The sequence below is a fragment of the Comamonas sp. DB36 genome (assembly GCF_057914905.1).
On the sequence record NZ_CP196631.1, the window covers coordinates 3,211,580 to 3,229,580 of the forward strand.

Below are 18,001 nucleotides of genomic sequence, written 5' to 3' on the forward strand. Positions count from 1 at the left end.
CTTTCTGACGATTCGTCGCTAACAAGGGGCGCAAGGATAATCGGGTTCTGCTTTTTTCACGCACCGGTCGCTACATGTCCATACCAAACTCCATTCCCGCCCAGCACAAGGCCAACAACGACCTGCTGATCAAGGGCGTGACCTGCGCCATCATCGGCCTGGTCGTGCTGATCGCGCCCTTCTTCATGCGCGCCAGCGACCTGAGCAATCTGTTCCGCCAAGGCTACATCGTCGGCTGGTTCGCGCTGGCGCTGGGCGCGGCCTTTGTCATCCAGGGTCTGGTGCGCCGGCGCAAGACGCTGCAGGCCGAAGCCATGCTGGAGACCAGGACCACCTACACCGCCGAGCGCAAGAAGAACAAGCGCTGATGGAGACCATGGCCCCAGCGCTGCAGGCTGCCTGCGCGGCTTTTGCACGCTACCAGACCTTGGCCGAGGCGGCCGGCGTGGCGCTGCGGCCCACGCCCGTACAACCCACGAGCTGCTGCGGCCGCGGCTGCAACGGCTGCGTCTGGGAAGGCTTCTACGACGCGGCCACGTTCTGGGTCGAAGACGCGCAGGCCGCGTTGAACCAAGCCTAGCCCAGACCTTGCGGCGCCATATAGCGCTGGCGCCATTCTTCGAACGGCAGCGTATCGGCGGCTTCGCGCTCGCGCTGCGCCGCAATCGATTCGACCGCCTGGGCCTCGGCCTTGGCCTGCTGTTCTGCGGTCCAGGGCAGGTTCAGAAGCGTCTCGCGTGCCAGCTCCGACTGTGCGAGCGTGAAATCAAGGAAGCTGCTGTCGTACTGCTCGACCATGGTGCGCAGCACCTGGGCCGAAGGCGTGGTCTCGGGCGCGGCAACACGGGCCTGGGCCTGGGCCAGCGCCTGGCTGTAATCGGTCGTGCCGTGGGTCTGGTCCAGTGAGGCGGCCAGCGGCGCGCATGCGGTCAGCACTTCGTCGGCCCAGTCGCGCAGCAGCACGTCGCGGCCGCCGCGCTGCAGATGCAGGCCGGGCTCGCGCCCGCGCTCGGCGGCCAGATGCTGGTTGTGCTTGAGTTCGGCGATTTCGGTGGGCGTGTCGGGCGGGCTGTCGCTGAGCAAACAATGCAGCAGGAACACGTCAAGCATGCGCATGGTGCTTTGGGCTATGCCCACGGGCTCGAACGGGTCGAGGTCCATCAGCCGCACTTCGACATATTCGACGCCGCGCTCGCGCAGCGCGTGCAGCGGACGCTCGCCGCTGCGCACCGTGCGCTTGGGGCGAATCGTGCCGTAGAACTCGTTCTCGATCTGCAGCAGGCTGGTGCCCAGCTGGTTGTAGTCGCCGCCCGGATTGCGTATGCCCAGCTGCTCATAGGCCGGATAGGGCTGGGTCAGCGCTTCGTGCAGCGACCTGGCATAGCCGTCGAGGCCGTTGTAGCTCACATTGATTGCCGCCTGCGCATCGCTCTGGTAACCCAGGCGGCCCATGCGCAGCGAAGTCGCATGCGGCAGGTGCAAGGTGCGACCGCTAGCATCGAGCCGCTTCAGGCTGTGCTCGCGGCCTTCGACAAAGCACGAACAAAGTGCGGGCGACGAGCCAAACAGGTACAGCAGCACGAAAGCGTGACGGCGAAAATTGCGGATCAGCGCGAAATACTGGTCGCTGTCGACGCCCGGCATAGACCAGTTGTAGTGGATGCCCGAAATCATCTGCATGCGCCGGCCGTAGCGATGGCCCAGTCCCATGCGGTAGACGCTTTTCGAGCGTCCGGCATTCGACGAACCGTAGCGCGCCAATGGAATGGTTTCATCGGTGGGCAGGCCGCAGGGCATGCTCGACACCCACAGCATCTCGTTGCCGGCCTGCTTGAGGCTGTGGTAGACATGCTGGTGGACTTCGATCAGCTCATTGAGGCATTCGTCCACACCGCGGTGGGCGCCCGTGATCAGCTCGATCTGCGACTCGCTGTAGTCGGTGGTGATGTTCGGATGCGTCAGTGCCGATCCCAGCGCTATCGGGTGCGGTGTCAGCGCCAGCCCCCCCGTAGGCAGTGCGCGCAATCCTTCCTTCTCGATGCCGCGGCGGATCTGCGCGAGGCGGTCGGAGGTGGGGACTGGCAAGAGCTCCTGCGATTTGTTCATTATTGGGTACCGATACAACTGGTGGGAGCCGGAACTTAGCATGCCCGGCCCGGACGCCGAGATAATAGAGAAATGCCTGCAGTCGCGTCGCGCGGTTACAGATATTCACGTGCGCGCTTCCTGTCTCCCCGGCGCAGACGCGCACGCCAACCCAGATTGTGCTGGGATTGCTCGTTGCCCGCTTGCGTCCATGCGCCGAAAAATGAGGCACGCTGTCACTCGGCGTACAAAGTTGTTACCGGGTTTGCTGGACAAGCATGTGCACAACTTTCGTTTTTCGCCGTTAAACAGCCATAAGTCATTGATTTAAAAGGGGCCCACTCTGCCTGCTCAAAAAACAGGCAGCATGACCAATGCATGGCCGCTGGCCTGCAGAACCAGGCCAAACGGCATTCGAGCAAGGGTTAACCCTTGGCGCCGTTGCAGTTATGCCCGGCAAAACTGGACAATCATGTGGATAAGTTTTGGCAATCGCTGTAATAGCCGCGCAAGTTGTTGATTTTTCTGGAATTTATCCACAATGCCTAAAAATAAGGCACTGCACAGCGCCATCCGTGTGCGAAATCGCCCTCTATCCTTGCCTCTTTTCTCCCCGCCCCATCGCGCATGAGCAACCCTTTCACTCCAGATTTCTTCATCGCCAAACTCACGCCCAGCGGCGCGCAATGCGACGCCTGGGCCGACCAGCCACTGCTGCAGTCGCTCGAGCAAGGCTCCATCGACTGGCCCAGCTCCTGCCGCAACGGCACCTGCCGTACCTGCATAGGCACGCTGGTGTCGGGCAGCGTGCGCTACGAGATCGAATGGCCGGGACTGAGCGAGGACGAAAAGGCCGAAGGCTGCGTGCTGCCCTGCGTCGCCTATCCGCTGGGCGATCTCGTGCTGCAAGACCCTACGCGCTGATTTAGCCGGGAATGCGCGGCACGCGCGCCGTGCGGCTGGACTAAAATGCCGGTTTGAGGGTTTGGCTGCCATCCGGCTGCCGACCCCGGAGCGGCCCAGGCCGCATCGATCGTTCTTTGGGGGCACTGCCTGCGGTGCCAGCGACAGTTCCCCCTGGAATGCACGCTGCCTGCGCCGATTGAACACCGGCATCCCAAGAAAGTTCGCATGACCGCCCCCCTGCATCCCGTAGCCATCTCCCCGGTGGAAGACATCATTGCCGACATGCGCGCGGGTCGCATGGTGGTGCTGATCGATGAAGAAGACCGCGAAAATGAAGGCGATCTGGTCCTGGCCGCCGACCACGTCACGCCCGAAGCCATCAATTTCATGGCGCGCTACGGCCGCGGACTGATCTGCCTGACGCTGACTCCCGAACGCTGCGAACTGCTCAAGCTCCAGCCCATGGCCACGCGCAACGGCACCAAGCATTCGACCGCTTTCACGGTCTCCATCGAAGCCGCCGAAGGCGTGACCACGGGCATTTCGGCCGCCGACCGCGCGCGCACCGTGCAGGCGGCCGTCGCGGCCAATGCCCAGGCTGACGATCTGGTCCAGCCCGGCCACATCTTCCCGCTGCAGGCCGTGCCTGGCGGCGTGCTGATGCGCGCCGGCCACACCGAAGCCGGCTGTGATCTGGCCGGCATGGCCGGCTGCAGCCCCTCGGCCGTGATCTGCGAGATCATGAAGGACGACGGCACGATGGCGCGCCTGCCCGACCTGCAGCTTTTCGCCGCCGAACACGGCCTCAAGATCGGCACGATTGCCGACCTGATCCATTACCGCAGCCGCACCGAGTCGCTGCTCGAAGCCGTCGACAGCCGACCGCTGCAGACGCCGTTTGGCGAGTTCACGGTGCGCGTGTTCCGCGACCAGCCCAGCCGCTCGGTGCACCTCGCGCTGGTCAAGGGCAGCTGGAATGCCGACGACGAAGTGCCGGTGCGCGTGCACGAGCCGCTGTCGATTCTCGACCTGCTCGAAGTGGACCGCGAAATGCACTCGTGGAGCCTCGACAGCAGCCTGCGCTATATCAATGCCCAGGGCCGCGGCGTGGCCGTGCTGCTCAACTGCGGCGAAAGCGCCGAACAGCTGCTGGCGCAATTCGACGGCAGCGCGCGGCCGGCCCAGGCGCCCGAACGCGGCCGCATGGACCTGCGCACCTACGGCGTGGGCGCACAGATCTTGCGCGAATGCGGCGTGCTCAGGATGCGCCTCATGGGCCAGCCGCGTCGCATGCCCAGCATGGCTGGCTACGGCCTCGAAATCACCGGTTACATCCCCAAGGAATAGAAAATGTTTGGCGCAGAACAGGGCACAGGCCCGCAACTCAACGGCGCAGGCTTGCGCATAGGCATAGTCCAGGCCCGCTTCAACGAAAGCATCACCAACGCGCTGGCCGCGGCCTGCCGCGCCGAATTGCTGGCGCTGGGCGTGGACGAAAAGAATATCGACCATGTGCAGGTCCCCGGAGCACTCGAAGTGCCCGTGGCCCTGCAGGCCATGGCCGAACGTGAGCAGTACGACGCCCTGGTGGCGCTGGGCTGCATCATCCGGGGGGAGACATACCACTTCGAGCTGGTGGCCAACGAATCGGGCGCCGGCGTGACCCGCCTGTCGCTGGACCACCAACTGCCGATCGCCAATGCGATCATCACCACCGAAAACATGGAGCAGGCCATTGCACGCCAGACCGACAAGGGCCGCGACGCGGCCCGCGTGGCGGTCGAAATGGCCCAACTGCTCGCTACCTTGAACTGACATGAGCGAAGAACAATCCCCATCGGCCTCGGGCCGTCCCCCGCGCCAGGCGCGCACCGGCGCCACCAGCACGGGCGCGCGCAAGGCCGCGTCCAAGTCCAACCGCAGCCGCGCACGCGAATTCGCGCTGCAGGCCCTGTACCAGCACATCGTGGGTCGCAACGACGCGAGCGCGATCGACATGTTCACGCGTGACCTCGCGGGCTTCCACAAGGCCGACAGCGCGCATTACGACGCGCTGCTGCACGGCTGCATCACCACCGAAGCCGACCTCGACGCGCTGATCCTGCCCAAGCTGGACCGACAGCTCAGCGAGATCTCGCCCATCGAGCACGCGGTGATGTGGATTGGCGCGTATGAGTTCCAGCACTGCCCCGACGTGCCCTGGCGCGTGGTGCTCAACGAGTGCATCGAGCTGGCCAAGGAATTTGGCGGCACCGACGGCCACAAGTACGTCAACGCCGTGCTCAACGGCCTCGCTCCCAGCCTGCGCAGCGCCGAAGTCGCTGCCGACAAGGGCCAGAAGGCCGCCGACTGAAGCGCGCCGGGCCGCCGCCGGGGGCCTTGCGCCCCGGGCCGTACCCGGGCCCGGCTCCATTGGATATTTAACGCCCGCGCCCTGCGGGCAGGATGGCACCCGCCGATGCAAGTATCGAAACGCGCCCAGCGCATCGAGCCGTTTTACGTGATGGAAGTGGCCAAGGCGGCGCAAGCCCTGGCACGCGAAGTCGCAGGCACCAACGAGCCGATGATCTTCCTGAACATCGGCGAGCCCGACTTCACCGCGCCGCCGCTGGTGCAGCAGGCCGCAGCCCATGCCGTCGCTCAGGGCAATACCCAATACACGCCGGCGCTGGGCCTGGACGCATTGCGCGAACGCATCAGCCAGTGGTATGCGCAGCGCTTTGGCGTCGATGTTCCCGCGCGGCGCATTGTCGTCACCGCGGGCGCCTCGGCCGCGCTGCAGCTGGCCTGCCTGGCACTGATCGATTCGGGCGATGAAATTCTCATGCCCGACCCGAGCTACCCCTGCAACCGCCACTTCGTGAGCGCGGCAGACGGCAAGGCGGTGCTGATTCCGACCACGGCCGCCGAGCGCTTCCAGCTCAGCGCCGATAAGGTTGCCCAGGCCTGGGGCGAGAAGACGCGCGGTGTGCTGCTGGCCTCGCCCTCGAACCCCACGGGCACCTCGATCGCGCCCGACGAACTGCGCCGCATCCACGACGTGGTGCGCGCGCGCGGCGGCCTGACGATCATCGACGAGATCTACCTGGGCCTGTCGTATGACCCGGCCTACTCCCAGACCGCGCTGGCGCTGGGCGAAGACCTGGTCAGCATCAACAGCTTCAGCAAGTACTTCAACATGACGGGATGGCGCCTGGGCTGGATGGTCGTGCCCGAGGCGCTGGTGCCGGCCGTGGAGCGCGTGGCGCAGAACCTGTTCATCTGCGCCAGCACCATTTCCCAGCACGCGGCGCTGGCCTGCTTCGAGCCCGAGAGCATTGCCGAGTTCGAGCGCCGCCGCGCCGAGTTCAAGGCCAGGCGTGACTACTTCATTCCCGAACTCGAGAAGCTGGGACTGCGCGTTCCCGTCATGCCCGACGGCGCGTTCTACGCCTGGGCCGACTGCAGCGAAGCCGCGCGCAAGCTCGGCGTCGAAGGCAGCTGGGACTTCGCCTATGCGCTGATGCAGCGCGCCCATCTCGCCATCACTCCAGGGCGCGACTTCGGCACGGCCGAGACCGCCCACTACGTGCGCTTTTCCACCGCCAACTCCCTGCCCCAGCTGCAGGAGGCCGTGCGCCGCCTGCGCGCGCTGCTGGGCTGAGCACGCATGGATTTCGCCTTTCCCATCCGCATCTACTGGGAGGACACCGATGCCGGCGGCATCGTGTTCTACGCCAACTACCTCAAGTTCTTCGAACGCGCGCGCACGGAGTGGCTGCGTTCGCTGGGCCTGGAGCAACAAAAATTACGGGAACAAACCGGCGGTATGTTTGTCGTAACCCAGGCACAGGTCGATTACCACCGCCCGGCACGCCTCGACGACCAACTTTTGGTTACCGCTCGCTTACAAGCGAGCGGCCGTGCGTCGTTGACAATACGCCAGCAAGCTTTGCTGCAATCTGCCGCGGACGGTCCGCAATTGCTCAGTGAAGCCTCGATACGCATCGGCTGGGTCGATGGCGCAAGCATGCGTCCGCAACGAATTCCGATCAGCCTTCTGGAACAACTTTCATGAATTCCCAAAACATGTCCATATTCAGCCTGGTCCTGCAGGCCAGCTGGGTCGTGCAGCTTGTCATGCTGGCCCTGGTGGTCGCATCGGTCGCGAGCTGGGCCGCGATTTTCCGCAAGTCCAGCCTGCTCAAGCGGGTGCGGGCTTTCAACGACGCGTTCGAACAGGAATTCTGGTCGGGAACCAGCCTCAATGACCTTTACGCCTCGGCCGCGCAGAACGCCAAGCGCGGCGGGCCGATGGAACGCATTTTTGCCAGCGGCATGCGCGAATACCAGAAGCTGCGCGAACGCCGCATCGGCGATGTCGCCACGCTGATGGACGGCACGCGCCGCGCCATGCGCGCCAGTCTGCAGCGTGAAATGGACGAAATCGAAGCCGGCCTGCCGTTTCTCGGCTCGGTCGGTTCGGTCTCGCCCTATGTCGGCCTGTTCGGCACGGTGTGGGGCGTGATGCACGCGTTCACCGGCTTTGCGAGCATGGAGCAGGTCACGCTGGCCACGGTCGCTCCCGGCATCGCCGAAGCGCTGGTGGCCACGGCCATGGGCCTGTTCGCGGCGATTCCCGCCGTGACCGCCTACAACCGCTTCGCCCACCAGACCGACCGCGTCGCCAACCAGCTGGACACCTTCATCGAAGAGTTCTCCAATATCCTGCAACGCAACGTGGGCTCGACCGCGAGCAGCACGGCTTCCGGCCATTGAGCCGCCAATAGGAGCCTCACATGCCCGCAGTGTCTTCACGCGGCGGCCGCCAGCGCCGCACGGTCAACGAAATCAACATGGTGCCCTTCATCGACGTGATGCTGGTGCTGCTGATCATTTTCATGGTGACCGCCCCCATGCTCACGCCCGGCGCGATCAACGTGCCCAGCGCGGGCAAGGCCTCGCGCCTGCCGACCGAGAACCTCGCGCGCATCCTGATCGAAAAGGACGGCTCGATACGCCTGAAGACCGGCAGCAGCGAGCAGGTGGTGCGCCTCAACGAGCTGGGCGCAGCGGCCAAGGCCTGGCAGGCCCAGCAGCCCGAAGACAGCGCCGTCGTGATCTCCGCCGACAAGACGCTCAGCTATGACACCGTCATGCAGACCATGGGCCAATTGCAGCGCGCGGGCGTGAAGCGCGTCGCCCTCGACGTCAAATCCAGCCAGTAAACCCGGCCGTCCCCAGATCCTTGCCCTCCATGTCCCGACCGCCAGAACACGACCCTTTCGCCCCGCCTCCTCCCCCGCCGCGCCTGCGCGCGTGGCTTCTGGCGATCGTGGCGCACGGCCTGCTCGTGGCGGCAATGCTGTGGGCGGTGCGCATGCCGCCCGCAATGCAGGAGGCCGCGATCGAGGCCGAGCTCTGGTCCGCGCTGCCCCAGGAAGCCGCGCCACCGGCGCCCACGCCCGAGCCCACGCCGGCTCCCGCGCCCGAAGTCAAGCCCGAACCGCCGCCACCGCCGCCACCGCCGCCGCCTCCGGTTGTCGTGCCCCCACCACCGTCGCCACCGCCCGTGGTGCAAAAGGACGACGACCACGAAGCCGAGATTGCGCTGGAGCGCAAGAAAAAGCGCGAAGAGGCGCAAAAGCTCGAACGCGAAAAGGCCGAGAAAGCGCAAAAGGCCGACCGCGAGCGCGAGGAAAAGGCGCGCGAGCGCCGCGAGAAACTCGCCGAGGAGCGCAAGGAACGGCTGGAGAAGGAAAAGGCTGAAAAAGCCGAGCAGGCCAAGATAGAGAAGGCCGAAAAAGCCAAGGCCGAGAAAGCAGAGAAGGCCAAGGCCGAGCGCGAGGAAAAGGCGCGCGCGGAAAAAGCCGAGAAGGCAGAAAAGGCCGAGAAGGAAGAAAAAGCCAAGGCGGAAAAAGCCAAGGCCGAGAAGGCCGCCGCTGAAAAGGCCGCGGCCGAAAAGCGCAAGAAGGAAGACGCCGCCAAGGAAGCCAAGGCCGCGGAGGCCCGCCGCGCGGAAAACCTGCGTCGCATGCAAGGCCTGGCAGGCGCGGGCTCCGACGACTCCAAGGGCAGCGCCGAGCGCGGCAGCAGCCCCAACCAGGGCCAGGGCAATGGTTCGTCTTCGGGCGGGCCTTCGGCCGGCTACGGCGCCAAGGTCGCGGCCAAGGTCAAGCCCAATATCGTCTACCCCGACGACGTGGCCGGCAATCCGCGCGCCGAAGTCGCGGTGCGTACTTCGCCCGATGGCACCATCGTCAGCGTGCGCGTGACCCAGTCCAGCGGCAATCCCGCCTGGGACCAGGCCGTGGTGCGCGCGCTGCACAAGACCGACACGCTGCCGCGGGATATCGATGGCAAGGTGCCCAGTTCGTTGACGATTGGGTTCAGGCCAAGAGACTGAACCGGGGGGTTGTCTCTCGGCTGGGCCGTTCATTCTTCGACAAGCTCAGGACGAACGGGGAACAGGCCACGCCCAAACTCTACGTTCGCTCTGACTTGAGTCCATTCGAAACGCCCCCCGCCGTTCGCCCTGCGCGGGGCGGTTGAAGGGCGTTTGAGGGCGGGCACTGCGCGCGCCTTTGCCCGATACCCGGCAGTTTCAGGCCATGAGCGCCACCCGTTTTCTCCCAATCGGAGACAATTGCGCCATGCCTCTCAAAGCCCCCGAACTTCTGCTGCCTGCCGGCTCGCTCGAAAAGATGCGCGCCGCCTACGACTTTGGCGCCGACGCCATCTACGCGGGCCAGCCCCGCTACTCCCTGCGCGCGCGCAACAACGAGTTCCGCCTCGAACAGATCGGCCAGGGCATTGCCGAAGCCCATGCGCGCGGCAAGAAATTCTTTGTCACCAGCAATCTGCTGCCGCACAACGACAAGGTGCGCACCTATCTGCGCGACATGGAGCCCGTGATTGCGTTCAAGCCCGACGCACTGATCATGGCCGACCCCGGCCTGATGATGATGGTGCGCGAGAAGTGGCCCGAAGTGCCTATCCACATCTCGGTGCAGGCCAATACCGTCAACTATGCGGCCGTCAAGTTCTGGCAGCGCATGGGCATTGCGCGCATCATCCTGTCGCGCGAGCTGAGCCTGGACGAGATCGAGAAGATCCGCCAGGAATGCCCAGACATGGAACTCGAGGTATTCGTGCACGGCGCGCTGTGCATTGCCTATTCGGGCCGCTGCCTGCTGTCGGGCTACTTCAACCGCCGCGATCCCAACCAGGGCACCTGCACCAACGCCTGCCGCTGGAACTATTCGACGCAGGAAACCGCGGTCGACCCCAATACCGGCGAAGCCATGCCGCTGAAAATGGAAGGCGACTTCGACTTCGCCAAGGCCCAGCAGGAAGCCGAGACCGGCTTCTCGGCCTGCAACAGCGAGCCGCGCCACCCCAAGGCCGACCATGTCTACATGCTCGAAGAGCAGGGCCGCCCCGGCGAGCTCATGCCCATCATGGAAGATGAGCATGGCACCTACATCATGAACAGCAAGGACCTGCGCGCGATCGAGCACATCGACCGGCTCACCAAGATCGGCGTCGATTCGCTGAAGATCGAAGGCCGCACCAAGTCGCTGTACTACGTCTCGCGCACCGCCCAGACCTACCGCCGCGCGATCGACGACGCCGTCGCCGGCCGCCCGTTCAACCCGAATCTGATCACCGAACTCGAAGGCCTGGCCAACCGCGGCTATACCAGCGGTTTTCTTGAGCGCCGCCCCGCGCAGGACTACCAGAACTACGAGACCGGCCATTCGCTGCTGCAGCGCAGCCACTTCGTCGGCGAAGTGCGCGGCTTTGCCGACGGCCTGGCCGAGATCGAGACCAAGAACCGCTTCTCCGTGGGCGACACGCTCGAGATCATCCACCCCAGCGGCAACCGCCAGGTGCTGCTCGAGAAGATGTTCAATATGGAAGGCGAACCCGTGACCGTGGCGCAGGGCAATCCTATCCGCGTGCGCATTCCGCTCGAAGGCCCGGTAGACGGCGCCTTGATCGCCCGTCTGCTCTGAGCGCCGGGCCCCAAGTCCACCCTGACCCTGTGGGCTGCTTTGGCAGCCCCTTTCTTTTTCTGCCCCCTGTCCCATGAACATTGTTGTCAACGAAGAACTCAAGGCCTACATCGATCCGCTGAGCGCCGATGAACACGAAGCGCTGGAGCGCAGCATTCTTGCCGAAGGCTGCCGCGACGCGCTGGTGCTGTGGGGCGATCTGCTGGTCGACGGCCACAACCGCCACGGCATCTGCGTCAAGCACGGACTGCCGTTCGAGACCGTGCAGGCCACGCATTTCCAGAACATGGACGATGTCCATCTGTGGATGATCGACCAGCATCTGGGCCGGCGCAGCGTCTCCGACTTCCAGCGCGGCGTGCTCGCGCTGCGCAAGCGCGAGATCGTTGCCGCGCGCCGCGCCAAGGCCGCGGAGCACGCGCCCGCGCCCTCCGATGCCGCACCGGCAGAACCCGCTGCGGACGATCAGGCCATGGCCACGCGCGAAGCGCTGGCCCGCGTCGCGCGCCTGAGCAGCACCCAGGTCAAGCAGATCGAGACCATCCAGCAAAAGGCCACGCCGGAAGTTGTGGCCGCCGTGAAGGCCGGCGACATCTCGATCAATGCCGCCGCCGCCGTGGCCCAGCTGCCCGCCGAGGAACAGGTGGCCGCGGCCGCCGCCGGCAAGGACGAGCTCAAGCAGGCCGCCAAGCGCGTGCGCGAAGCCAAGAAGAAGCCGCGCGACGAGAACGCAGCGCAGGCCGACGGCGCCGAAGAAAATGTCGATGTCGCCGCCTTGCAGCAGCGTGTGGCAACGCTGGAGCAGGAAAATGGCATGCTGCGCCAGCAGATCAAGGCCTTGCAGGAAATGCTCCAGGAAAAGGCCTGATCTCTTTTCCTTTCCATTTTCACGGGATGCCATGACCGCCTTGTTCTCTACCCTGTGCCTGGACAGCGTCGAACTGTCCAATCGCATCGTGATCGCGCCTATGTGCACCTACAGCGCCCACGAAGGCTGCGCGACCGACTGGCATCTGATGCACTACGGCCAGTTGGCGCAGTCGGGCGCGGGCCTGCTGATCGTCGAATCGACGGCCGTCGAAGCCATGGGACACATCAGCCCCTGGGACCTGGGGCTGTGGAGCGATGCCGGCGAAGCCGCGATGCGCACGGTCGTCGAACATGTGCGCCGTTTCAGCGACATCAAGCTGGGCGTTCAGCTCAACCATGCGGGGCGCAAGGCGTCCAGCCTGCAGCCCTGGGCCGGCGGCGGCCCGCTGCCGCCGGCCCAGCGCTGGCCCACGGTAGGCGCCAGCGCGCTGGCGGCGGCGCCCGAAGTGCCGGTGCCCGCGGCCGCGACGCTGGCCGACATCGAGCGCATCAAGAAAGCCTTTGTCGACGCCGCGCTGCGCGCCCAGCGCCTGGGCTATGACCTGATCGAGCTGCATGCGGCCCATGGCTATCTGCTGCACCAGTTCCTGTCGCCGCTGAGCAATCAGCGCAGCGACAACTATGGCGGCAGTCTGGAAAACCGCTTGCGCCTGCTGCTCGAAGTGTTCGCCGCGGTGCGTGCAGCGCTGCCGCACACCCTGCCCGTGGGCGTACGCATCTCGGCCACCGACTGGATCGAAGGCGGCTGGGACGTGGAGCAAAGCGCGGTGCTGGCCAAGCAATTGCAGGCGCTGGGCTCGGCGTTCTTGCATGTGTCCAGCGGCGGGCTCAGCCCCGCGCAGAAGATTCCGGTCGGCCCGGGCTACCAGCTGCCGCTGGCGCGCGCGCTGCGCGCACAGCTCAGCATGCCCGTGATAGGCGTGGGCCTGATCACCGACCCGCTGCAGGCCCAGGCCGCGCTCGATGCCGGCGACGCCGACGCGATCGCGATCGCGCGTGCCGCGCTGTTCAATCCGCGCTGGCCCTGGCACGCGGCCCAGGTACTGGGCGCGCAGGTCACGGCGGCGCCGCAGTATCTGCGCTGCCAGCCGCATGGCGCGGGCGCGCTGTTTGCTCCGCGGGTTGCGCTTGCTGCCTAGCCCCGTGCCCTGCGCCGGCCTGCGCCTGAAACGCTACGAAGCCCTGGCCGCAGACATCGAAGCATCGATACGCAACGGCGTGCTCCAGCCGGGCGACCGTTTGCCGTCGGTGCGCAGCCTGTGCCACAGCCGCGGCATCAGCGCCTCCACCGTATTCCAGGCCTACTACCTGCTCGAGGCGCGCGGCGTGGTGAGCGCGCGCGAGCGCTCGGGCTATTTCGTTGCATCGGGAGTGCGGCGCATGCCGCCCGAGCCCGAACAGGCTTCGCAGCCGCCCGATGCCTCGGTCGCGGTCGATGTCAGCGCGCGCGTGTTCGACATCCTCGCGGCCAGCGACGCGCGCAGCGTGGTGCCGCTGGGCTCGGCTTTCCCCAGCCCGCTGCTGTTTCCGCTGCAGCGCCTGGGCCAGGCGATGGCCAGGGCCGTGAAAACGCTGGACCCATGGAGTACGGTCGATGACCTGACGCCGGGCAACGCCGCGTTGCGCCGCCAGATCGCGCTGCGCTATCTGGCCCAGGGCATGGCCGTTCCCACCGACGACATCATCATCACCAACGGCGCGCTTGAAGCGCTGAACCTGTGTCTTTCGGCCGTGACCCGACCCGGCGACGCGGTGCTGGTCGAGTCGCCCGCGTTCTATGCGGCGCTGCAGGCGCTCGAACGCCTGGGACTGCAGGCCATCGAAGTGCCGACCCACCCGCGCGAAGGCATGGACCTGGCGGCGCTCGAGGCGGCCATCGTGCGCCACCGGCCCAGGGCCTGCTGGCTGATGAGCAGCTTCCAGAACCCTTTGGGCAGCCTGATGCCCGAGGCGAAGAAGCGCGATCTTGTCGCGCTGATCACGCGCCACCGACTGCCGCTGCTCGAGGACGATGTCTACGGCGAGCTGTTTCTCGGCGCCCAGCGTCCGCTGCCTGCCAAGGCGTTCGACAGCGAAGGCCTGGTGATGCACTGCGCCTCGTTCTCCAAATGCCTGGCACCGGGCTGGCGCATAGGCTGGACCGTGGCCGGGCGCTTCTCCCAGTCGGTCGCGCGGCAAAAACTCACGACCACGCTGGGCGCCAACGCGCCGGCCCAGGCGGCGCTGGCCGAATACCTCGAGCGCGGCGGCTTCGACAAGCATCTGCGCCGCCTGCGCCAGTTTCTCGCGGCGGCCCAAGCGCCTTTTGCCGAGGCTGTGGGCCATTATTTTCCGCCGGGCACGCGCGCCACGCGGCCCGAAGGCGGCTATTTCCTGTGGGTAGAGCTGCCGCCCGGCTGCGATGCGCTGGCCATCCACGCCCAGGCGATCGCGCGCGGCATCAGCGTCGCGCCCGGCCCGATCTTTTCGGCCTCGCATGGCTATCGCCACTGCCTGCGGCTGAACTACGGCCACGGCTGGGATGCGCGCATCGAGGGCGCAATTGCCGTGCTGGGCGAACTCGCCCATGCGAGCCAGGCCAGGGCCGCGTCGGCGATAGCGCAAGGGGTGCAGTAATCGCTTCTCCAGCAATTGCCAGGCCCGGCGGGCTGCAAAGGCGCTGCGTCAGAACTCGAACTGCGCGCCCAGCTTCACGGTGCGTGGCGCGCCCTGCACCAGGCGATTCGACCCCGCCATGAGCCAATAGGCCTTGTCGCCCAGGTTCTCGACGTTGAGCCTCAATGTGGTGCGCGCGCCGGCAGTGCGTGTGACGTAGCGTGCGCCCAGATCGAAGGTCGCATAGCCTGGCAGCGACCAGTTGTTGGCCATGTCGAGTGCGCGCGCGCTCACATGCCGCCAACCACCGGTCAGCGTCAGCGGCATGCCGGGGAGCTCATACTCCGCATAGGCAGCGAACTGCCGCTTCGAGGCGCCGGGCGTGCGCCGGCCATCGTACTGGCCCAGCGATGTCGCGGTGTTCTGCGCGTCAAGGAATACGCCGCTGGCCAGCAGCGTCCAGGACCGCGCGAGTCTGGCCTTGCCCGACAGCTCCACGCCTTGGTAGCGTGCTTCGCCATCCTGGGAATAGCGGCCAGCCGACGTGGTGTACGTCAGCGCCTGCGTGGTCCGAAAGACAGCGGCCGACGCTGACCAGTCCACCTGCTCGGCCTTCAGGCCGAACTCGTACTGCCGGCTCTTGATCGGCGGGAACACCTCGTAGGCATTGGCAGCGGTGCGAGGCGCGGTCGAGCCCTGCTCTAATGCCTCGATATAGCTGCCATAGGCGGACAGCCACGGCGCCGGGCGAAAGACCGCGGCCAGCGTGGGAGTGACGGCACTCTTGTCGTAGCTGTTGGAGATGTAGCGGTTGTGGCGCGCGCCGAGAATCAGGTCCCACTGTTCGCCGAAGTGCAGCGTGTCCGACGCAAACAGACTGCGTTGGCGCTCGGGAAACGCCCAGCCGCCCTCGATCCAGTGGGTCGTGAGACCCGGATCGACGAAGTCGCCTGGCGTCGCCAGCGCAGCCGTTCCCAACACCTGCGAGCCGAAATCATTCGACTCCTGCGCGCGAATATGGCTGGCCGACACTCCCCATGCGATGTCATGCCTTACCCTGCCGATGTCGAAGCCACCGGTCACAAGCAATTGGCTCTGCTGCGATCTGACACGTGCCGGCAATGAGATCTGCTGCTCCGAATAGACGCCGGCCGCGTTCGCGAACAGAAAGCTGTGGTTGCTTTGCATGTCCTGTTTCCAGTCGCGGTGCGACAGGCGCGCGTCCCAGCCGGGCGCGATATGCCAGGCCAGCGACGTGCCGAACGAGGTGCTGCGCGCGTCGCTGTAGGTGAATGGCGAAGCCAGCCGCGTGCTGCCGTCCACGGCGGCCGGGGCTGCGGCAATCGCGTAGTTGGCTGCGCGGCCGTTGCCATTGGGGACCAGTTGGTAGTAGACGGCATCGACGCGACGCTGCTGCGCCAGCGCATCGACGCTCCACACCACATCGGGCGTGATGCGCCAGTCGAGCGCCACCGAAGCCGAGCGCCGTTTGATATGACCACCGTCCTTCACGTAGGTATTGCCCTGTTCCTCGACGGCGTTGACGCGGTAGCCGAAACGCTCATCCTCACCGAGTCGCCCGCCAATGTCACCGTGCACCAGCGCTGCGCCGCGGCCCGTGGCTTCGATCGTGATGCTGCGCACCTGCGCCTGCGGCGGGCGCTTGCTCACCAGATTGACGATGCCGCCCGGCGTGCCAAAGCCATGGAGAAACCCGCCCGCACCCCGCAGTATCTCTATGCTCTCCAGGTGCTCGACCGGTACCTGCGGCGCGCCCAGAAAGCCGATCAGATCCTGTCCGTCCAGCTTGTAATTGTTGCGATAGCCCAGCAGCAGGCCGCGCACCGACAGCACTTCGCCAGCGCCGTTGGTGTAGTTGCTGCCCTGCGCCACGGCGGCATCGCTCCTGACGGCATCGAGCAACGAATGGGCTTGCTGGTTTTCCAGCAACTCACGCGTGATCACGTTGAGGCTGAACGGCGTGTCCCGCAGCGCCTTGGTCCCCAGCGCGCCAACGCTGCTGCTGGCCGCGCGGTAGGCCTGGGCCGCAGCCCCGTCCAAAGGTCTATGTGCCGTCACTGTCACTGCCGCCAGCGTGCCGTCCTCACCGGAAACGTTGGCGCGGCGTATCCATGCGCCGTTGGCATTGACAAGTGCTTCGAGGCCGCTGCCTTCCAGCACGCGTGCCAGCGCCTGTCCGAGCGTCATGCTGCCCTGCAGCGCGGGGGCGACATGGCCGGCATTGAGCCGCGAATCCAGGCCTATGCCTATGCCTGCCTGCCGCGCCAGCGCGTCAATGGTGGCACCCAGCGGCTGGGATGGGATGGACAACTGAAGCACGCGTTCGGTTGCGGCCTGCGCTGGCTGTGCGATAGCGCAGGCAGGCAGACCGAACGCGCACAGTGCCGCGGCGCAGGTCAGAGCGAGTGCATGGGGGGCGCGCGCGCTGGCGCGCAAGGAGATCGGGATTGAATGGCGCATGGGTGGTTTCAGTAGAGTTCGAGGTGAAGACGCACTCGCACAACAAACACCCACAACTATTTTTCACTCCCCTGCCCGGCGCGCCAGGCGCGGCCCCACGACCCATGCATCGTCCCGGCGCTCGACCGTCACTGCCAGCATGGCGGGCAGGTTGCGCATGAAGGCTTCGGGCGTACGCATAGGGAAACTGCCGCTCAGGCGCAGCGAAGCCAGCGCGCCCGCGTCGCGCAGTCGAATCGGCCGGGCCAGATAGTCATTCCACTGCGCAATCGCATCGGGCAGCGGCGTGTCTTCGAACACCAGCCAGCCGTCGCGCCATGCAGCCACGCTGTCAGCGCGCGTCGCCGACGGCGCGTGCAGGCCGTTGCGGTCAATGGCCACGGCCTGGCCGCCGACCAGCACCACGCTGGCGTCGACGGCTGCGCCGTGGTCGGCAGCAAACACCGCCACGCGTCCTTGGGCCACCGCGACACGCATGCCGGCTGCGCGGGCGCGGACACTGAAGACCGTGCCCAGCACCTCGACACGGCCCCATTCGGTAGACACCGTAAATGGGCGCGACGCGTCGCGCCGCACCTCAAAGTGGATTTCGCCCTGCGCCAGGGTCACCTCGCGCCGGTCGCGGAAATAACGCACCGTCGCCTGAGTGTTTGCCGCCAGGTGCACTTTACTGCCGTCGGCGAGCTCGCGAGCGAGCAGTCGCCCGCGCTCGGTGCGCAAGGCAAAGTCCTCGGTCGGCAGGCGCCAGACCCAGCGACCGCCCACCACCAACGTGCCCAGGCCAGCGCCCAGGCCAAGCGCCTGCAACGCCCGCCGGCGTCCCGCGCGCGCGCGCTCGGGCCGCGCGACGCTGCCTTGGAGCTCGCCAGCCGCGGTCGCACGCCAGTAGTCGAGCGCCGTCAACGCCGCGCTTTCATGGCGTGCATCAGTCTGCCGCCAACGCGCGAATTCTTCGCGCGCCGCAGCCGCGTCCTGCGGTGCGCCGTGGTGCTGGCGCCCGATCAGCGACAGCGCGAAGCCAATCATCTGCGGCGATGGTGCGCGGCCAGAGGCGCTTGGTCTTGGCG

Annotated in this window: 18 protein-coding genes; 15 read left to right on the top strand and 3 right to left on the bottom strand. The window is 66.2% G+C overall.

The features are described 5' to 3' along the window. The first annotated feature begins 74 nt into the window (after positions 1-74). Both ACSVDO_RS15110 and ACSVDO_RS15115 read left to right on the top strand, forming a co-directional pair. Positions 75-368, top strand: coding sequence for a hypothetical protein (locus ACSVDO_RS15110; protein WP_332537647.1), 294 nt, complete (start codon positions 75-77; stop codon positions 366-368). Between the two features lie 8 nt (positions 369-376). After that, positions 377-580, top strand: a complete 204-nt coding sequence (locus ACSVDO_RS15115) for an oxidoreductase-like domain-containing protein (protein WP_332549377.1) — start codon at positions 377-379, stop codon at positions 578-580. On the opposite strand, the gene gshA is transcribed toward ACSVDO_RS15115, so the two are convergent. After that, entirely contained in the window at positions 577-2,106 is a 1,530-nt protein-coding gene (gene gshA, locus ACSVDO_RS15120; RefSeq protein WP_489593162.1) for a glutamate--cysteine ligase, read from the bottom strand. The two genes, ACSVDO_RS15115 and gshA, sit on opposite strands and share 4 nt — an antisense overlap. A 606-nt stretch (positions 2,107-2,712) precedes the next feature. Here gshA and ACSVDO_RS15125 point away from each other — a divergent pair. From ACSVDO_RS15125 to ACSVDO_RS15185, 13 genes are all read left to right on the top strand, one after another. Beyond that, complete coding sequence (locus ACSVDO_RS15125) at positions 2,713-3,009, top strand: 2Fe-2S iron-sulfur cluster-binding protein (RefSeq protein WP_489593164.1); 297 nt, start codon at positions 2,713-2,715, stop codon at positions 3,007-3,009. Between the two features lie 207 nt (positions 3,010-3,216). Then, on the top strand, positions 3,217-4,338 hold the full coding sequence (gene ribBA, locus ACSVDO_RS15130) for a bifunctional 3,4-dihydroxy-2-butanone-4-phosphate synthase/GTP cyclohydrolase II (RefSeq protein WP_332537644.1): 1,122 nt from the start codon (positions 3,217-3,219) through the stop codon (positions 4,336-4,338). Between the two features lie 3 nt (positions 4,339-4,341). Next, entirely contained in the window at positions 4,342-4,806 is a 465-nt protein-coding gene (gene ribH, locus ACSVDO_RS15135) for a 6,7-dimethyl-8-ribityllumazine synthase (RefSeq protein WP_332537643.1), read from the top strand. 1 nt (position 4,807) lies between these two features. Then, positions 4,808-5,344, top strand: a complete 537-nt coding sequence (gene nusB, locus ACSVDO_RS15140) for a transcription antitermination factor NusB (RefSeq protein WP_332537642.1) — start codon at positions 4,808-4,810, stop codon at positions 5,342-5,344. Between the two features lie 105 nt (positions 5,345-5,449). After that, the gene (locus tag ACSVDO_RS15145; protein ID WP_332549373.1) at positions 5,450-6,634 is read left to right on the top strand and encodes a pyridoxal phosphate-dependent aminotransferase; all 1,185 of its coding nucleotides are present in this window, start codon (positions 5,450-5,452) and stop codon (positions 6,632-6,634) included. Between the two features lie 6 nt (positions 6,635-6,640). After that, positions 6,641-7,048, top strand: coding sequence for a tol-pal system-associated acyl-CoA thioesterase (ybgC, locus tag ACSVDO_RS15150; protein ID WP_332539097.1), 408 nt, complete (start codon positions 6,641-6,643; stop codon positions 7,046-7,048). Next, positions 7,045-7,749 carry a protein TolQ gene (tolQ, locus tag ACSVDO_RS15155; RefSeq protein WP_213302254.1) on the top strand — a complete coding sequence of 235 codons (705 nt, stop codon included), beginning with the start codon at positions 7,045-7,047 and terminating at the stop codon, positions 7,747-7,749. The genes ybgC and tolQ overlap by 4 nt, the downstream gene beginning before the upstream one ends. Positions 7,750-7,769: 20 nt before the next feature. Then, the gene (locus ACSVDO_RS15160) at positions 7,770-8,198 is read left to right on the top strand and encodes a biopolymer transporter ExbD (RefSeq protein ID WP_213302257.1); all 429 of its coding nucleotides are present in this window, start codon (positions 7,770-7,772) and stop codon (positions 8,196-8,198) included. 29 nt (positions 8,199-8,227) lie between these two features. Then, positions 8,228-9,376 (top strand): cell envelope integrity protein TolA, encoded by a 1,149-nt coding sequence (gene tolA, locus ACSVDO_RS15165; RefSeq protein ID WP_489593167.1) that lies wholly within the window; start codon positions 8,228-8,230, stop codon positions 9,374-9,376. A gap of 247 nt (positions 9,377-9,623) precedes the next feature. Beyond that, on the top strand, positions 9,624-10,988 hold the full coding sequence (gene trhP / locus ACSVDO_RS15170; protein WP_332539093.1) for a prephenate-dependent tRNA uridine(34) hydroxylase TrhP: 1,365 nt from the start codon (positions 9,624-9,626) through the stop codon (positions 10,986-10,988). Positions 10,989-11,061: 73 nt separating this feature from the next. Further along, positions 11,062-11,856, top strand: coding sequence for a plasmid replication/partition related protein (locus ACSVDO_RS15175; RefSeq protein WP_332539092.1), 795 nt, complete (start codon positions 11,062-11,064; stop codon positions 11,854-11,856). A gap of 31 nt (positions 11,857-11,887) precedes the next feature. Continuing rightward, positions 11,888-12,997, top strand: coding sequence for an NADH:flavin oxidoreductase/NADH oxidase (locus ACSVDO_RS15180; protein WP_489593169.1), 1,110 nt, complete (start codon positions 11,888-11,890; stop codon positions 12,995-12,997). 25 nt (positions 12,998-13,022) lie between these two features. Next, the gene (locus ACSVDO_RS15185) at positions 13,023-14,474 is read left to right on the top strand and encodes an aminotransferase-like domain-containing protein (protein ID WP_489596412.1); all 1,452 of its coding nucleotides are present in this window, start codon (positions 13,023-13,025) and stop codon (positions 14,472-14,474) included. A 48-nt stretch (positions 14,475-14,522) separates the two neighbouring features. Here the strand turns inward: ACSVDO_RS15185 and ACSVDO_RS15190 are convergent, their stop codons facing one another. Together ACSVDO_RS15190 and ACSVDO_RS15195 are read right to left on the bottom strand one after the other, a co-directional pair. Then, on the bottom strand, positions 14,523-16,934 hold the full coding sequence (locus tag ACSVDO_RS15190) for a TonB-dependent siderophore receptor (protein ID WP_489593170.1): 2,412 nt from the start codon (positions 16,932-16,934) through the stop codon (positions 14,523-14,525). 63 nt (positions 16,935-16,997) lie between these two features. Beyond that, positions 16,998-17,960 carry a FecR family protein gene (locus ACSVDO_RS15195; RefSeq protein ID WP_489593172.1) on the bottom strand — a complete coding sequence of 321 codons (963 nt, stop codon included), beginning with the start codon at positions 17,958-17,960 and terminating at the stop codon, positions 16,998-17,000. Between the last annotated feature and the right edge of the window lie 41 nt (positions 17,961-18,001).

Excerpts from the sequence above, each read along its gene's own strand:
- ACSVDO_RS15110 (WP_332537647.1), top strand. The coding sequence starts at position 75 with ATGTCCATACCAAACTCCATTCCCGCCCAGCACAAGGCCAACAACGAC.
- ACSVDO_RS15115 (WP_332549377.1), top strand. The coding sequence starts at position 377 with ATGGCCCCAGCGCTGCAGGCTGCCTGCGCGGCTTTTGCACGCTACCAG.
- gshA (WP_489593162.1), bottom strand. The coding sequence starts at position 2,106 with ATGAACAAATCGCAGGAGCTCTTGCCAGTCCCCACCTCCGACCGCCTC.
- ACSVDO_RS15125 (WP_489593164.1), top strand. The coding sequence starts at position 2,713 with ATGAGCAACCCTTTCACTCCAGATTTCTTCATCGCCAAACTCACGCCC.
- ribBA (WP_332537644.1), top strand. The coding sequence starts at position 3,217 with ATGACCGCCCCCCTGCATCCCGTAGCCATCTCCCCGGTGGAAGACATC.
- ribH (WP_332537643.1), top strand. The coding sequence starts at position 4,342 with ATGTTTGGCGCAGAACAGGGCACAGGCCCGCAACTCAACGGCGCAGGC.
- nusB (WP_332537642.1), top strand. The coding sequence starts at position 4,808 with ATGAGCGAAGAACAATCCCCATCGGCCTCGGGCCGTCCCCCGCGCCAG.
- ACSVDO_RS15145 (WP_332549373.1), top strand. The coding sequence starts at position 5,450 with ATGCAAGTATCGAAACGCGCCCAGCGCATCGAGCCGTTTTACGTGATG.
- ybgC (WP_332539097.1), top strand. The coding sequence starts at position 6,641 with ATGGATTTCGCCTTTCCCATCCGCATCTACTGGGAGGACACCGATGCC.
- tolQ (WP_213302254.1), top strand. The coding sequence starts at position 7,045 with ATGAATTCCCAAAACATGTCCATATTCAGCCTGGTCCTGCAGGCCAGC.
- ACSVDO_RS15160 (WP_213302257.1), top strand. The coding sequence starts at position 7,770 with ATGCCCGCAGTGTCTTCACGCGGCGGCCGCCAGCGCCGCACGGTCAAC.
- tolA (WP_489593167.1), top strand. The coding sequence starts at position 8,228 with ATGTCCCGACCGCCAGAACACGACCCTTTCGCCCCGCCTCCTCCCCCG.
- trhP (WP_332539093.1), top strand. The coding sequence starts at position 9,624 with ATGCCTCTCAAAGCCCCCGAACTTCTGCTGCCTGCCGGCTCGCTCGAA.
- ACSVDO_RS15175 (WP_332539092.1), top strand. The coding sequence starts at position 11,062 with ATGAACATTGTTGTCAACGAAGAACTCAAGGCCTACATCGATCCGCTG.
- ACSVDO_RS15180 (WP_489593169.1), top strand. The coding sequence starts at position 11,888 with ATGACCGCCTTGTTCTCTACCCTGTGCCTGGACAGCGTCGAACTGTCC.
- ACSVDO_RS15190 (WP_489593170.1), bottom strand. The coding sequence starts at position 16,934 with ATGCGCCATTCAATCCCGATCTCCTTGCGCGCCAGCGCGCGCGCCCCC.
- ACSVDO_RS15195 (WP_489593172.1), bottom strand. The coding sequence starts at position 17,960 with ATGATTGGCTTCGCGCTGTCGCTGATCGGGCGCCAGCACCACGGCGCA.